This window comes from Enterovibrio baiacu, from assembly GCF_004120195.1.
GTDB classification, from domain to species: Bacteria; Pseudomonadota; Gammaproteobacteria; order Enterobacterales; family Vibrionaceae; genus Enterovibrio; species Enterovibrio baiacui.
The window spans coordinates 1-16,712 of record NZ_SCHN01000006.1; the positions used below are offsets into that span (position 1 = coordinate 1).

The following is a 16,712-nucleotide window of genomic DNA, read 5'->3' on the forward strand; positions in this document are numbered from 1 at the left end:
TAACGAATGACATGGATCCCCCTTCATGTGGATTTTCCACACTTAGGTGTCTTTTTCAAAACCGGAGGTTCCATGTCTTCTTTAATCTTTTGCGGCGTTGACCTTGCCAAACACCACTTCTCTTTGCACGCGGTTGATAACCGTGGAAAGGTCATTCTTCACAAATCGGTGTCCCGCGCTAAATTGCTGACTACATTAGCAAATATGCCACCCATGCGTATAGGTCTTGAAGCTTGCAGTGGTGCGCATTATTGGGCGAGAGAGTTCATTCAACTCGGTCATGATGCGCGTATTATGGCGGCGAAATATGTGGGTCCGTATCGTACCAAAGGCAAAAATGACCTTAACGATGCCATCGCTATCTGCGAAGCCGTTCAACGTCCCAACACGCGCTTTGTTCCCGTTAAATCTCCTGAACGCCAAGCCATTTTGGCTATTCACCGAATGCGTGAACATTGGGTACGAGAGCGTACAGCTCTCATCAACCGTATTCGGGCTCTGCTCGCTGAGTTTGGTATTGTTTTCCCCACAGGTCGCGCTGCTATTCATCGCGAAGTGCCACTCATTCTAGAAGCGGCTGAAAACGGGTTACCCGATATTGCACGCGCTGTCTTAGCTGACTGTTTTGAACATCTTCAAACGCTTAATCAGCGCATCAATGAAGCAGAGCAAAGCTTTGATCTTGTTGTTAAAGCCAGCCCCAATGCTATGCGCATCATGAAAGTAAGAGGTATCGGCCCTCAAACAGCAACCGCAATTATCGCCACTATCGGCAAAGGGGAGCAATTTGATTCAGGTAGAGACTTTGCCGCTTGGCTAGGGTTAGTCCCAAAACAGTACTCCACGGGTGGAAAGCCCAGACTCGGGCGCATCACAAAGCATGGTGATAAATATCTTCGAACCTTGCTCGTTCACGGAGCGAGAGCTGCCATCACTAATATCGGAGAAAAACAGGACAGGCTCAGTACGTGGGGACGGCATGTTCTTGAACGGAGAGGCATGAACCGAGCCATTGTTGCGCTCGCCGCCAAGAATGCGCGAATTATTTGGGCACTACTACACAACCAAACCGAATATCAAGACTACGCGGCCTAAGACACAAACCACGTAGAGAAACACCCCAACCGGGTCATTGCAGACGCAGCTGATGAGAATAGGTTAAGACCATTTGCAGAGAGCCTGTTAATGCGGCGGGCACATTTGATGCCTTCTAACGAATAAGGCACTGCAACCGCGCAATGTCATCAGGGCCATGACGAGAGTCAGATAAAGGCCGAATGTAGAGCGGCAGTCCATAACGTATCTCAGAATGTCTTGCGGATGTTTGACGAACGGGGGGATCCATGTAGCCCTGTTAAGGTGTGAGCAACGCAATACCGATGCTTCCGCATACCACCTTAAACACTAAACGCAACGCATAGTAAAAATGCCAAGCGTTGCGAATCACTCTTAAACAGATTGTTATGTGCCTATTGCTCAATTAATCTCATAAAGGCTTCACACTTTAATGCATCCGATAAATTCAATAAGTCGTTAGGATTACACTTTAATTCATTTTGAATATAGTGTTTCGTTTTGCCTAGAAGCTCTTTACCTGGTGTAAATTGATCACCGTATTCATCCATCCAGTCCTTAACATAAGAATCAACAAGATCAATATCTGTATGCCCCTTCTTATTCTTACTCAATTCAATTCTGTCTCTAAGAATGAAGTTAGTTAGCTTCCTTTTCGTCTCCTCTTTGAGCTCTTCCACAAACTCGAAATATTTTCCTTCTAATGTACCTATTTCAGTACCATAAATATTGTTCAGATGAACTGGCTGACAGAAATAGTTCTCAACCTCTTGATATTTAGTCATAAAGAACAATAGTTCTCGTTTCTCACAATCTTCGCGGAGCTTTATCACCTCACGATCACTGTCAGTTTTTTGGTCCCTATCAATATGAACAATGACTTTAACTCCAGGTATTTGCTTCCTAACAAATCCTTGTAGGATTTTTGCAAAATCTACCTTTGTACAGCCTTCATAAGAGTGCAAAACAAATTCATTTTCATTAAGTCCATTGGCTAATAAAAACTTCTTTAGAAATTGTTTTTTCTCTGAAATATTATCAACTTTATCTTCAGTAACAATGATGTACTTTAGCTCTTTCTTAGAGAATAAGTAGTCGGCGTCAGCTGCACCTATATCTAACAATATGTTACTACCTTTCACACCAGAAATAGCGGCTCCTTTCTGAAAGTGAACAACATTCGATTGCCCTTCCAAAGACTCAAGTATGTATCTTGAGTGGGTCGAAAATACAATTTTCAAGTCAGGATTATTATGTGTCCGTTTAACCAACTCCTCTGATAGCAACTTCTGCTTCGTTGGATGGATATGAGAGTCTGGTTCATCAAGTAAAATTATCTTAGGGTTGAAGTATTCTATGTATGCAAAAATCTGAACTACTTGCAGTAAACCTGTGCCGACTGAATCTAGCGGTAGTTCAACTTTACCATTCTTAACATATACGTATATAAACTCTGAAGTATGCTCATCAAATTCAACTCTAAAGTCGATATTTTGATAAATTGCGTTGACTGAAGCCTTAAACGCATTCCATTTTTCAAGATCACCACTAATTGTATACAGTATATTTCTTAAGTAATTGTTACTATCACCGCGAGTAGCTGATTTTTTTACGGCTATAGCGACCTCAAACTTTTCGTAAATAGGGATACCAGCAATACCTGGAACATAAACGCAATAAGGTTTTTCTATTTCACTTAAAGAGTCACCTAAAACCTTCCCAGTAAGCATAGTTGTAAAACCACCATTCTTACCTCGCGAGACTTGCACTGTTGAAGAATTTCCGTTGTCAAAAGAGAACTTGATCCAAGGGCGATCACCTCTTCTTTTTGCTCCGGACAATGGCTTTCCATGGTATAGATACGCTATATCACTAGTTGGAGTATATAAATACTCACTTGAATCAAGAGAGAGTGTTTTGGTTTCTCCTTTAACCCACTTACCTTTTTTCAACTTCAGAGTCTGACAACTAGATACTGCAAATTGAATCCCTTGAATAAAACTACTTTTTCCTGAATTATTTGTTCCAATAAAGACGTTAAGCGGAGCCAAGTCGAGTTCAACGTTATCAATCTTTTTGAATTTTTCTATTTTAATTTTCATCTATAGTAAACTAACCAAACAAGGTATAAACCTATCCATAATGCCAAATGTAACACATACATTCAGCCAATAGGAAGGTAATGGCATTTAGAACAACGGCTTATACATTAGGCACATAACAACATATTAGCGGGCAACTTACCCGATTAGTCCAAAACCGGGACGCCCGACTAGTCCATTTGCTTTTGCTCTACTTTACCACAAAGCCGCAATTTATCAGTTACATAGAAGCATGACACTCTCTGCATTCCGAGAAAAACGGGCGTCCCGACCTAAAAAACACCGATTTTTTACTATAGACTCCAAACTGTATAAATAAACAGCATATTGAGACCGGTATGAAATCGCCTTTTCTACGCGCCATAAGCGAGTTTATGTATTCTCGTCACTACGCAAAACGGACTGTAGACACTTATCTCTATTGGATAAAGATCTTCATCATTCATAACAAAATGAAACACCCCAATGATATGGGAGACGTTGAGGTTGAATTGTTTCTTACCTATTTAGCAAACGATAGGAATTTATCAGTAAAAAGCCAATCCATCGCTCTAAATGCATTGGTTTTTCTTTATCGACATTTTATTCGCAAGCCCCTTGCGGGAAATTTGACTTTCAATAAATCCAATAAAGCGCCTAAGCTTCCAGTCGTTCTTACAAAAGGCGAGATTGTTCTGCTATTTCAACATCTCCCTCCAAGCTTTAACCTTCCAGTGAAAATGATGTATGGAAGTGGGCTTCGGGTCTCGGAGATGTTACGGCTAAGAATGCAAGATATTGATTTTGATTATTACTCAGTTCTGATATGGCAAGGTAAAGGAAATAGAAACCGACGTGTCACACTCGCAAAAGAGCTTGTTCCACTAATCAGAAATCAAATGTCCGTTGTCGAAAAATACTTTGAAAGTGACTTATCTAATCCCAGCTACAGTGGTGTTTGGTTACCAAACGCGTTAACCAAAAAATACTCATCAGCGAGTCAACAGCTTGGCTGGCATTTTTTGTTCCCCTCTCATAAACTTTCTGTTGATCCTGCTTCGGGTTTCATTCGACGCCATCATATAGACGAAACCACAGTACGAAGAGCGATAAAGCACGCCGCAAAAGAAGCTAACATCGGGAAATCAGTTAGTTGTCACACACTGCGTCATTCATTCGCAACGCACCTGCTTGAAGCTGGGGCGGATATCAGAACCGTTCAGGAGCAGTTAGGGCATTCTGACGTTCGGACGACACAAATCTATACACATGTTTTGAATAGTGGCGCCAATGGCGTGATCAGTCCGCTGTCTCGATTAGGTTAAACGTTGCTAACATCCTAGGATTCTTCATTCAGTAGCGGAATTCGTTGAAGTCATAAATGGTCGGCAGATCCAACCTACATTAGAATTATACCTGCAGATTTTCAAAGCAACGCCCATAAAAAAACCGCAGCCGAAGCCGCGGTTTTCAATTCTAAAATCGCGTTGAAATTAATCTTCCATTTCCGCGATTTTTACTTTCCACGTATCAGGGCCGATTTGGTGGGCATTATCACCGCGTGAGTCAACGGCAACGGTCACTGGCATATCCACAACGTCGAACTCGTAGATCGCTTCCATACCCAAATCTTCGAACGCGACAACGCGGGCTTTTTTGATGGCTTTTGCTACCAAGTAAGCAGCGCCGCCAACAGCCATGAGGTAAACCGCTTTGTGCTCTTTGATGGATTCAACCGTTGCTGGACCGCGCTCTGCTTTACCGATCATGCCGATAAGGCCGGTGTCGTTCAGCATCATGTCGGTGAACTTGTCCATACGGGTGGAGGTTGTTGGGCCAGCAGGGCCAACCGCTTCATCACCCACTGCATCAACAGGGCCAACGTAGTAAATGAAACGTCCGTTGAAATCGACGCCTTTTGGCAGGCCTTCACCGTTGTTCAACATCTCTTGAATACGTTTATGTGCCGCATCACGACCTGTCAGTATTTTGCCTGAAAGCAGAACGGTTTCGCCGGTTTTCCACTCTTGAATGTCATCTTTGCTGATGTCATCAAGGTTTACGCGGCGCACGTTATCGCCCACTTCCCACGTCACTTCTGGCCACTCTTCCAGTTTTGGTGGCTGAAGGTCGGCTGGGCCTGAACCATCAAGGGTAAAGTGAACGTGTCGCGTTGCTGCGCAGTTCGGGATCAAACACACTGGCTTTGAAGCGGCATGCGTTGGGGCGGTTTTGATTTTCACGTCAACCACTGTGGTTAAACCGCCAAGGCCTTGTGCGCCAATGCCGAGTTTGTTCACGCGATTGAAGATGTCTAAACGCAGTTCTTCTTCCGCGTTTTCAGGACCACGATCGATCAGCTCTTGGATGTCGATGTGTTCCATGAGGGATTCTTTTGCCAGCACTGCCGCTTTTTCAGCCGTACCGCCAATGCCTATGCCCAACATGCCTGGTGGACACCAACCTGCGCCCATGGTTGGTAATGTTTTCTCTACCCATGCTGCCACGTCATCGGACGGGTTCAGCATCACCATTTTGGTTTTGTTTTCCGAACCGCCGCCTTTGGCTGCGATTTGAATTTCAACCGTGTTGCCCGGCACCATGTTGATGTGAACAACCGCGGGTGTGTTGTCTTTGGTGTTTGAGCGCTTGCCTGCTGGGTCGGCAACAACAGATGCACGCAATGGGTTGTCAGGGTTGTTGTACGCACGGCGCACACCTTCATCCACCATTTGTTGTACTGTCAGGTCACTTTCCCACTGCACGTTCATGCCAATGTTTACAAAACACGTCACGATGCCGGTGTCTTGGCAGATTGGGCGTTTGCCCTCTGCAGACATGCGTGAGTTGATAAGAATTTGTGCGATGGCATCTTTCGCGGCTTGGCTTTGTTCTTTGTTGTACGCCTTTTCTAGCGCTTGAACAAAATCGATAGGGTGATAGTAAGAAATATACTGCAGGGCGTCAGCGACACTGTCGATGACGTCTTCCTTACGAATGACAGTCATAATTGCCTCTTTAATTGTTATAGATTCCATGGCCCTGTCTGCCCGTTTGTAGTCACAAGCTATACAGTGCTTCCAGTTAACGTTCGTTACCTACCCTGTTTACACGGGTGCAAAAGCCTTGCCTTTGTCACATCCATGTATTTGGGTAGTGTAGGCTGCTTTGACGCACAGGGCATCAATCACCCCGCGAATTCGCCAAACGTAGCAACCTGTTACGTATCCTTGTTAATGCAGTTTTCCGGTGCGATTTTATAACAATATTCCGATGAAAAGCGTTAAGAAAGGCAGCGAAACCTTCTTCTAATAACGTAAAAACACAATAGAGTATGCAATCTGCGCTATTTGACCTGAATGCCTTTGATTCTGCGAAATCTGAACGCGGGAATATTCGTCATAAAACCCGCGATTATGATACTCTTACGGTCCATTCAGCGCCAACAGACGCGTCAATACCGATCACAAAAACACGAAAATGACAGAATCGAGACGAATGCCCATCACCCTGCAGTTTTTTGAGTACTCACCGACTCGCCTTGCCGATCTATTTTCACGCGTTGAAGCGCATTCTTGGTCAATGTTGTTGCAATCTGCCGCAGCGTCTCACCCTGATAATCGCTTTGATATTCTGGTTGCAGACCCTATCGCGACACTGTGCAGTGAGAATGGCGAAAACACGGTTCGTTATCGTGATGGTTCTGATAAGAATGAAACCATGGCGCAAAACAACGATGACCCCTTCCAAGTGCTCCGTCGTTTACAAGATGCGTTACTCCCAGAAATTGAGCCGATAGCACCTTGGCCGTTCTTAGGCGGTGCATTAGGGTATTTCAGTTACGACTTAGGCCGACAAGTTGAAACCTTGCCGACCCTTGCTGAAAACGACATTGCGATCCCTGACATGGCGATTGGCATTTATGATTGGGCGCTGATTGCTGATCATAAAGAACAAAAGCTGGTGCTGATCCAGCCGGAAGGCCAAGATCGTTGGGCGTGGCTGAATGCGCAACAATCGCCTTCAACGTTTTCATCGTCTGAGCAGGACAAACACGCCGCGGCGTTTTCACTCACTGACGCTTGGCAAGCCAACATGACGCCAGAGAGCTATGAGAACAAATTCGATGCGGTGCAAGCCTATTTGATGTCGGGGGATTGCTACCAGATCAACCTGGCACAACGCTTTGAAGCCCCCTACCAAGGCAGTGAATGGAACGCGTATCAACGTTTGGCAGAAAACAATGGCGCACCTTTCTCGGGCTTCTTGCGATTAGATAACGCGGCGATTTTGTCCGTGTCGCCAGAACGCTTTTTGCAATTGCACGGTAAAGAAATCGAAACCAAGCCGATAAAAGGAACAAGGCCCCGCGGCAAAACGCCGTCTGAAGACGCCGAAAAGATGGAAGACTTGCTCACCGCGGAGAAAGATCGCGCGGAGAATTTGATGATTGTGGACCTGTTGCGAAATGATATTGGCCGCGTGGCCTCGCCGGGTTCGGTAAATGTGCCTAAACTTTTCAATATCGAGACGTTTCCGGCTGTCCATCATTTAGTCAGTACTGTAACGGGAACCTTGGCAGACAACGAGCATGCCATTGATTTGCTGAGGGCATGTTTCCCCGGTGGTTCAATCACTGGCGCACCCAAGGTGCGCGCAATGGAAATCATTGAAGAGTTAGAACCCCACCGTCGCACCATCTACTGTGGCAGCATTGGTTATTTAAGCCGCTGCGGCACCATGGACACGAGCATCACCATTCGTACCTTGGTGTGTCACGAACAGCGGATCTACGCTTGGGCTGGCGGTGCAGTGGTTGCTGACAGTGAAGCCGCATCGGAATACCAAGAAACTCTCGATAAATTGAGCAAGATATTACCCGTTCTCTCTGCGTAACACGCTACTGCACCGGCTCTTCCCTACGGCAGAACCCGTGCTTCGTTAACGCAGCGCTTTGATGAACACGTATGGAAAGGAAATCATGTTAAAAACGCCAGGGATGGAAAACGACGAACCGTTAACCTTAGAGTTTCTGCAGCGATGCACTCGCCAGAACCCTATGCGCCCCCTGTCCCGTCACTGGCTTGTTCAACGATTTAGCCTAAGTCCTTGTAACAATTATGATGAGCGCGTGTTACAGCGCGCTCGTGATGCCTTCACGCAAAACAACACCACCGAACTTCGAGAAGCCGCCGTCATGATCGCCCTTGCAGAACGCAATGGCGAACTGCAGGTGTTGCTTACCAAAAGAGCCATGCATTTGAAGCATCATCCCGGGCAAATCAGTTTCCCTGGCGGCAAAGTAGAGAGATCTGACAAAGACATCGTTGAAACCGCCATCAGAGAGATGGAAGAAGAGATCGGCGTGACGACCACGCGCGACAACCTTCTTGGCTGTTTAGCCCCGCTTCCAACGGTCAGCGGCTACTTGGTTACGCCAGTGATCGCCTTTGTTGACGCGGATTATGAGGCTGTGATTGATGCCAATGAGGTGGACTGCTTATTTGAAGTGCCACTCGCCCAATTTATGAGACGCAACGCCATCGCCAAACAGCCTTTTTTAGTGCGTGGAAAAACGTACGACATTTATGCGATGACCTACCAAGAGCACTTAATCTGGGGGGTGACGGCACAAATTCTCCATACATTAAGCCAACAACTTCACCTCCAGTGATGCCAAAATTTGCCCAGCCCTCACACGCGACAAATATTAACTTTTGTTGATTATTTCAAATTATTTTTAGCCTATTAAACATCGTTTTTAAACGATAAAAAAGCGATAGCGTGTAACAAAAAATATTCTTTCCGCTTCCTTACATTTACAAAGAAAAGTGATCTTAATCACGGTTTGAAATGCAAATATGTAAACAATACGCGTCGACTATGATCCGTTACGTATTTTTTTGGTGATTAAACGATGCAAACCACCCAATCCACCACCACTTCAAGCGCTGCCAAAATGAAATGGTCTGCGCAAGATACAACTTGGATGCTATCTCTGTTCGGAACAGCGGTAGGTGCAGGTATTCTTTTCCTTCCAATCAATGCTGGCTTAAACGGATTCTGGCCGCTGGTTGCGTTGGCGCTGCTTGTTGGCCCAATGACGTACTTCGCCCACCGTGGCTTAGCACGTTTTGTACTGTCTTCTAAAAAACCAGGAAGCGACATCACTGAAGTGGTTGAAGAACACTTCGGCGCGACCGCGGGTAAACTCATCACTCTTCTGTACTTTTTCGCGATTTACCCGATCGTTCTGATTTACGGCGTTGGTATTACCAACACGGTTGACTCTTTCATGGTGAACCAACTTGGCATGGAATCACTTCCACGTGCCGTACTGTCTATCGTTCTTATCCTAGGTATGATGTCTGTCATGCTTGCGGGTGAGAAACTGATGCTGAAAGTCACGCAGTTCTTGGTTTACCCACTGGTTGCTATCCTTCTGTTCATGTCTATCTACCTGATCCCTGATTGGAACACATCTGCACTGCAGCAAATTCCAACCGCAGGTGATTTCATGACAACTATCTGGATCTCTATCCCTGTATTGGTGTTCGCGTTTAACCATAGCCCTGCAATTTCTGCATTCTCTATGGCACAAACACGTGAATACGGTGACAACGCTGAGCGCAAATCAAACCAAATCTTGTTCCGCACCGCGGGCATGCTGCTTGGTTTCGTTATGCTGTTCGTGTTCTCTTGCGTACTGAGCCTAACGCCTGCTGACCTTGTTGAAGCAAAAGCGCAGAACTTGGCGGTACTGTCATACCTTGCAAACAAGCACGAAAGCCCATTCATTTCTTACTTGGGTCCAATCGTTGCGTTCGTTGCTATCGTTTCTTCTTTCTTCGGTCACTACATGGGTGCACGTGAAGGTCTGAACGGTTTGATCATCAAGCAACTTCGTTCACGCAATAAAACAGTTAACCTGAAGAAAATCGACATGTTCACTGTTGCGTTTGTGATCATCACAAGCTGGATTGTTGCAACCATCAACCCAAGCATTTTGGGTATGATTGAGTCGCTAGGTGGCCCTATCATTGCAACGATTCTGTTCATCATGCCGATGTACGCAATCAAGAAAGTACCAGCGATGAAGAAGTATGGCGGCAAAGCCAGCAACATCTTCGTGACTTTCATGGGTATGGTAGCGATTTCAGCGATTATGTACGGTTTCGTATCGTAAAAATTCGTGTAAACTAGCCGACCTGTAAAAGAGCAAGGATTCTCTAATGACCTTGCTCTTTTTTGCTTTCCAATCACGAGCCACGGAATTCCTTTCCTGCTCTGAATCTGGTCGCCTCCACGGATGGATAACTATTTAAGAATAAATCCAAATGCCCGCTTAACGTAAACCGCGAGCATTGACTGAGGTATGACAAATGATCAGTGTTTTTGACATCTATAAAATCGGCGTAGGCCCATCTAGCTCACACACCGTGGGTCCAATGAAAGCAGGTAAGTCTTTCATCGACGATTTGCGCAGTATGGAAAAACTGCGTGATGTAACAAAAATCACCGTTGACGTATACGGCTCTCTGTCTTTGACAGGTAAAGGCCACCACACCGACGTTGCTATCATCATGGGTCTTGCGGGTAACACCCCAGAGCACGTTGATATCGACAGCATTCCTGGCTTTATCGCGCGTGTTGAAGAAACCGAGCGTCTGCCAGTTGGCATGCACTGCCACACCGTTGATTTCCCACGTGATGGTGGCATGAACTTCCACACGTCTAACCTGCCATTGCACGAAAATGGTATGGAAATCCACGCGTGGATCGGTGAAGAAAAGATCTACACCAAAACCTATTACTCTATCGGCGGTGGTTTCATCGTTGACGAAGAGAACTTCGGCAAAGAAGACGAAAACAAAATCAAAGTACCTTACGATTTCAACAGCGCAGAAGAGCTGCTGGCACATTGTAAAGAAACGGGTTTGTCGATCAGTGCTGTGGTCATGTCTAACATGCGTGCGATGCACTCAGAAGACGAAATTCAAACCTACTTCGGTAACATCTGGCGCACCATGCGCGAATGTTTGGACCGCGGTATGAGCAACGAAGGCGTATTGCCGGGTCCACTGCGTGTTCCACGTCGTGCGGCTGCACTTCGTCAACAGCTGATTGCGTCTGAGAAGTTCTCTAACGACCCTATGGCAGTGGTTGACTGGGTGAACATGTTTGCCTTCGCCGTGAACGAAGAAAACGCCGCGGGTGGCCGTGTTGTTACTGCACCTACCAATGGTGCATGTGGCATCATCCCTGCCGTATTGGCGTACTACGACAAGTTCATTCAAAACGTAGGGCCACGTGAATACATGCGTTACTTTGCGGTATCTGGCGCGATTGGCGGCCTGTACAAGCAAAATGCATCTATCTCTGGCGCGGAAGTGGGCTGTCAGGGTGAAGTTGGCGTGGCGTGTTCGATGGCGGCTGCAGGTTTGGCTGAATTGATGGGCGGTAGTGCGCAACAAGTGTGTATCGCGGCTGAAATCGGCATGGAGCACAACCTAGGTCTAACGTGTGACCCTGTTGCAGGTCAGGTTCAGGTGCCATGTATCGAGCGTAACGGTATCGCTGCAATGAAAGCGATCAACGCAACGCGTATGGCGCTGCGTCGTTCGTCTGAGCCGCGTGTGTCGCTGGACAAAGTGATCGAGACCATGCTGGAAACCGGCAAAGACATGAACGCGAAATACCGTGAAACCTCTCAAGGTGGTCTCGCCATCAAAGTTATCTGCTAATACGCAGTAACGAAGACATCGTCTTTGGCGATAACGTGACGACGTTGCGTTATCACCAGAAAAAAGAAACCCGCCGAATTGGCGGGTTTCTTTTATCCATCACTTTTCATTTCAAGCGGTGGCCAACATACGTTCTTCTTCTTTCACGACATGCCGCTCTGCAGCGTCTATCGCGCGATAAAGGCGCATCTTGGTTGCACTAAGCCCCAGTCCAAGCACTTGGCTGATTTCCTCAAGGGATAAGTCGTGCTCAAAACGCAGTACGAGTATCTCTTGTGCCGTCTTTGCCAAGTTTCGAACAGTGTTGGCGATGCCTTGTTGCTCTGCAGCAACGGGACACACTTCTTCACTGCCCTGCTCTTCTGATTGCTCTTCCGAAATGAAACGCTGATGGTGTGTCGCACGTTTCTTTAAATAGCTTCTGCATTGATTGTCTGCAATCGCATATAACCAACTTCTGAATGCCGCTTCGCCGCGGTAGGCGTGGATGTAGCGGTAGCTACGAACAAGGGTTTCTTGCAATACGTCATCCGCATCATAAGAACAACCCAGCCACGCCATGCATCGACGATGTAATGGTGAAAGATAACGAGCGACCACTTGGTCAAAATAGTGGCGAGCTAATGGGTCCCCCGCCTGAATCTTCGCTATCTGTTCACGCTCACTGTTGAGACAGTTTGAATCCACTGAATGCATGATTAATACCCTCCTGGTATTCGAGTGGTGTAATCAACCTAGCCAAACGAAGATCAACAATCAAACAGTGTTTTCTATTCAAAAATGACAAATTTTTGGGCAATGCAAACGCGCGTTTTCAAAAAAATATTGAACGGCGTTTTTTAATCAACGACTTACAAACATCACTATCGAACGCCGTTCAATTGACACACAAATTTTGTGCTTTCAATCAGATAGTGAATTTCTCACCGCTGACACACATTATCAAAACTGGCCGCAGGTCTGACCACTAAATTCTTATACATCAGGTGGCAATAATGAATATTTTTTTAGCCACCCGCCAACAGAGAAATGATGAAAGAAGGCAACGCGTTTTCTCCTTCTTTCCCACCGTAATGTGCTGGGTAAACACCAGGCATAAAAAAAGCCCGCTATCTATAGCGGGCTCTCTCAATGCGAATTGCGTCGGCGATTATGCCGTTGCTTTTTTCGCTGAAACTGCGCCAACTGGCTTGGTCACGAATGACAGAACAACAGCCACTGCCAGCATCGCTGCACAGATGGTGTATGCCATGACATAGTTACCGGTCATGTCTACAGCGGTAGCTGCAACAACTGGACCGATGAAGCCACTTACACCCCAAGCGGTGTATAGCACGCCGTAGTTACCACCGTAGTTTTTCAGACCGTAGTAATCAGCAGTGATAGATGGGAATACTGCTAGAAGCGTACCGTAACCCACACCTGCAACCGCAGCACCTACCATCAGAGTGAACTCGGTTTGGTAAGTCGCGAACATCATCATGTTGATGCCTTGCATGATGAAGGCAATCATCAGCGTTTTGATACCACCGATCTTGTCAGACAAGATACCCGCAGCAACACGGCCACCTGAGTTGAAGATAGCCAGTACAACAACAAGGAATGCTACTTGGGTCAAATCAGATTGGTTGATAGCGATAGACGTGATGTTACCAATGATCATAAGACCTGCAGAAGACGCCAATGCGTACATTAGCCACAGTGAGTAGAACTGTGGTGTCTTCATCATTTCACGCCAGCCCATGTCTGCATTCGCAGCGCCACTTTTCGCCACGTAGCCCACAGGCGCTTCTGGCGTGTAGTCCGCAGGCGGGTTGTTGATGGTCAGCGCCAATGGCACAGCGATAACCAAGATGCCCACACCTAGGATCATGAAGCTAGATTGAATGCCGTACGTGTTGATCAGCATAGACGTCAATGGCGCAAGGTAAACCGCAGCCAGACCGAAGCCCGCAGCGATAAGACCGTTAACCAGACCTTTCTTAGAAGGGTGGAACCACTTCATTGCTGCTGGAGCAAGACATGCGTAACCGAAACCGATGCCACAACCTGTTACTAGGCCGAAGCTTAGTAGAAGTGTCATTGGAGAATCAGCAAAGCTAGAAACGATCATGCCAAGACCAACCATTACTGTACCCAGGATCAACACTTTACGTGGACCCATGCGATCTTGAAGGTTACCCGCCACGAGCAAAGAAAGCGCAAAACAGATGGTTGCGACGGTGTAAGGCATAGATGCATCAGCATTTGACCAGCCCTGCTCTACCAAAGACTGTTTAAAAACAGACCATGCGTACAGGATGCCGATACACATATTGATAAAGAAACCAGCGGCTAGGATGCCTGCAGCTTTGTTCATTTTTTTCATGTTACGACTCAATAGACTCACAAATATAAGGTGTCGCGACAATCCAAAAGGCTGCGTCACCCACGAAATAAAATATTTTTGGAAATGTTCAAAATAGTTTGAGAACAACCAAAGCGCGCGGAGTCTATCAGGGATTTTCAGTGTGATCAAAATCTACTTTTGATTAGGGTCAAAATAGTTGCTTATTTGACGAAAAAACAATCATGAAGTGTGAATGGGGAAGTGAGGTGCTAAAAGCAAAATGCACAAAAAACCCTTTTAAATAAAGGCTTCAGTGAAATATACATTCTTTTACATCTAGACATCTCTGTTAAAAAATGCGGTAACAAATGATGAACCAGATAGGCTGAGAAATCACAACCTATCTGACAATTATTTCAAAGACAGTGTGTCATTAATGATTCAACATAAATGAGGCAAGACTAACGAACAGAGAAACCTTTGCTTTCCAGAAATGCTTTCATAAAAGGACGCGCTTCTTTATCTAAAGTGCCAGAAATTTGTTCGCTCCAGCTCATTTCTTTGCTGCCGCCCGTGCGGGTTCGATAGTACTCACGAATGGTTTCGTCATACGCCTCTAACGCGTTCTCATCCATGGGTTGATAGGTATCTTCGTGTACATATAAAGAAGAAGGTAGACGCGGCTTCACTTCTGGATCTTGCGCGGGATACCCCAGACACAAGCCGAACAAAGGGATCACATGCTTCGGTAACCCTAGCAACGCACTCACTTTTTCTGGGTTGTTTCGAAGGCCACCAATATACACACCGCCAAGCCCCAGCGATTCCGCCGCGGCCAATGCGTTTTGTGCTGCCAGTGCGCCATCGACGGCACCAATCAGGGTTTGTTCGGCGAACCCCACCTTGGCATCTGGCTTGATCTGTAAATGGCGATTGAAATCGGCACACCACACAAAGAACTCAGCCGCATCGGCGACATACGCCTGCCCACCTGCGTATTCAGCCAGCAAACGACGCTTTTCTTTATCCACCACACGAATAACACTGGTGCACTGTATAAAGCTGGATGTCGATGCGGCACGTGCACAATCTAAAATCGCGTTGCGCTGTTCATCAGAGATCGGTTGATCGTTGAATTTACGGATCGAGCGGTGGGCAAGTAAGGTGTTTATAACGTCGTTCATAACAAACTCTCAGTTCCTTTGTAGAACACCATTATTCTGCGATTGTGCTGTAAAAAGCAAAACGGGCACACAAGGTACCCGTTTGGATCACAACAGTTATCGTATTGATATCAATAAGGCCCGACTTCTTCCGCGATGTTTTCTGCCTGACAAACCCGCTCAAGAATGTGCATCAATCTGTCTTTGCTCAATGGTAATGGGTTGCCTTTGATTGAGCTTGAACGCATCGCGGTTGACGCCACATCTTCAAACAAGGTGTCACACAAACCCAACTCTGTTAGCAAAGGCAAGCCGAGGCGTTTCAAGGTGCGCTGCACCCACACAATGCCATCGCTGGGTTCTGCATTTTGCCTTCCCGTCAGAATAACGGCCAATTGGCGATAACGATTGAGCAGCGTGATGCGCCCTGCTTCGCGTGCTGCCAAAATATTTTCCGCCATCACGTAAGGCGCGAGTTGCGCAGTGATTGCACCATGCGGCGCATCCAGCATGCCACCAAGGGCAGCGGCAAGACCGTGGGCAGCACCAAGCTTGGCGTTGGATTGCGCCATGCCACCCAGCATGGAAGCAAATGCCATGTCTGCGCGCGCTTTCGGATCATCTTCTTCACACGCATGAATAATGGCTGGCGCTAAACGGCGTAAACCTTCTTCACACACCATGTCAGTCAGTGGATTGGGGTCGCCACACACATAGGCTTCCATCAAATGCGTAAATGCATCCATCCCGCAGCGCGCAGACAGTTCTTTGTCTGTGCCGTAGGTTAATGTGGGGTCGATGATCGCCATATCAGGAATCAAGTCTGTACTGCGAAGTGCTGCCTTCACGTTTTCTTGCGCGGAAATGAGCACCGCATTACGCGTCACTTCTGAGCCTGTGCCCGCGGTGGTTGGCACGGCAATGCAAGGCAACGGTTTGGCGGTCAGCGGCAGTGCGCGCCCCACCACTTCGACATAGTCGTAAACGCTTCCTTGGTTGGGAATGAGTGCGGATAAAGCTTTACCTACATCCATCACACTCCCACCACCCACGGCAATCACCATGTCAGGTTTAAACACTCGCCCTGTCGCGGCCATTTCTTCGACCATCGCGATGAGCGGCTCGCCGTGCACAGAGAGTTGTTGGTAACGTATTCCCTGTTGTTTTAAATAGCCCAGCAAAGGCGCGGCACGCTGTTCATCCTTGCCTGTGACCACCAGGGCGCTGTAACCGAATTGATTGAGCATTGAGAGGGAGTTACTTAATGCACCCTCACCAAAAATGATCCTTGTCGCCGTCATGAATTGAAACATGGCTCTTC

At 46.7% G+C, this 16,712-nt stretch carries 12 protein-coding genes; 6 read left to right on the top strand and 6 right to left on the bottom strand.

Annotated elements, in window-relative coordinates; genetic code table 11:
• The first annotated feature begins 72 nt into the window (after positions 1 to 72).
• Entirely contained in the window at positions 73 to 1,095 is a 1,023-nt protein-coding gene (locus EQP46_RS02655) for an IS110 family RNA-guided transposase (protein ID WP_129492182.1), read from the top strand.
• 374 nt (positions 1,096 to 1,469) lie between these two features.
• Here EQP46_RS02655 and EQP46_RS02665 read toward each other — a convergent pair whose 3' ends face one another.
• Entirely contained in the window at positions 1,470 to 3,176 is a 1,707-nt protein-coding gene (locus tag EQP46_RS02665) for an ATP-dependent nuclease (RefSeq protein WP_129492184.1), read from the bottom strand.
• A gap of 338 nt (positions 3,177 to 3,514) precedes the next feature.
• Between EQP46_RS02665 and EQP46_RS02670 the strand changes: the two genes are divergently transcribed.
• A complete protein-coding gene (locus EQP46_RS02670) occupies positions 3,515 to 4,480 on the top strand; it encodes an integron integrase (RefSeq protein ID WP_129492185.1) in 966 nt (321 codons plus the stop codon).
• 168 nt (positions 4,481 to 4,648) lie between these two features.
• On the opposite strand, the gene EQP46_RS02675 is transcribed toward EQP46_RS02670, so the two are convergent.
• Positions 4,649 to 6,163 carry a fumarate hydratase gene (locus tag EQP46_RS02675; protein ID WP_129492186.1) on the bottom strand — a complete coding sequence of 505 codons (1,515 nt, stop codon included), beginning with the start codon at positions 6,161 to 6,163 and terminating at the stop codon, positions 4,649 to 4,651.
• 490 nt (positions 6,164 to 6,653) lie between these two features.
• Between EQP46_RS02675 and pabB the strand changes: the two genes are divergently transcribed.
• The 4 genes from pabB to EQP46_RS02695 all read left to right on the top strand — a co-directional run bounded on the left by pabB (position 6,654) and on the right by EQP46_RS02695 (position 11,899).
• Positions 6,654 to 8,051: an aminodeoxychorismate synthase component I gene (gene pabB / locus EQP46_RS02680; RefSeq protein ID WP_129492550.1), complete on the top strand. Its 1,398-nt coding sequence runs from the start codon at positions 6,654 to 6,656 to the stop codon at positions 8,049 to 8,051.
• An 85-nt stretch (positions 8,052 to 8,136) separates the two neighbouring features.
• Entirely contained in the window at positions 8,137 to 8,829 is a 693-nt protein-coding gene (locus tag EQP46_RS02685; RefSeq protein ID WP_129492187.1) for a CoA pyrophosphatase, read from the top strand.
• A 243-nt stretch (positions 8,830 to 9,072) separates the two neighbouring features.
• On the top strand, positions 9,073 to 10,341 hold the full coding sequence (locus EQP46_RS02690) for a serine/threonine transporter (RefSeq protein WP_129492188.1): 1,269 nt from the start codon (positions 9,073 to 9,075) through the stop codon (positions 10,339 to 10,341).
• Between the two features lie 196 nt (positions 10,342 to 10,537).
• Positions 10,538 to 11,899 carry an L-serine ammonia-lyase gene (locus EQP46_RS02695; protein ID WP_129492189.1) on the top strand — a complete coding sequence of 454 codons (1,362 nt, stop codon included), beginning with the start codon at positions 10,538 to 10,540 and terminating at the stop codon, positions 11,897 to 11,899.
• Between the two features lie 111 nt (positions 11,900 to 12,010).
• Here EQP46_RS02695 and EQP46_RS02700 read toward each other — a convergent pair whose 3' ends face one another.
• The 4 genes from EQP46_RS02700 to EQP46_RS02715 form a co-directional block, all read right to left on the bottom strand.
• Positions 12,011 to 12,595, bottom strand: a complete 585-nt coding sequence (locus tag EQP46_RS02700; protein ID WP_017011775.1) for an RNA polymerase sigma factor — start codon at positions 12,593 to 12,595, stop codon at positions 12,011 to 12,013.
• 454 nt (positions 12,596 to 13,049) lie between these two features.
• Entirely contained in the window at positions 13,050 to 14,267 is a 1,218-nt protein-coding gene (locus tag EQP46_RS02705) for an L-lactate MFS transporter (RefSeq protein ID WP_129492190.1), read from the bottom strand.
• Positions 14,268 to 14,689: 422 nt separating this feature from the next.
• The gene (nfsA, locus tag EQP46_RS02710) at positions 14,690 to 15,412 is read right to left on the bottom strand and encodes an oxygen-insensitive NADPH nitroreductase (RefSeq protein ID WP_129492191.1); all 723 of its coding nucleotides are present in this window, start codon (positions 15,410 to 15,412) and stop codon (positions 14,690 to 14,692) included.
• A gap of 110 nt (positions 15,413 to 15,522) precedes the next feature.
• The gene (locus tag EQP46_RS02715) at positions 15,523 to 16,704 is read right to left on the bottom strand and encodes an iron-containing alcohol dehydrogenase (RefSeq protein WP_129492192.1); all 1,182 of its coding nucleotides are present in this window, start codon (positions 16,702 to 16,704) and stop codon (positions 15,523 to 15,525) included.
• Between the last annotated feature and the right edge of the window lie 8 nt (positions 16,705 to 16,712).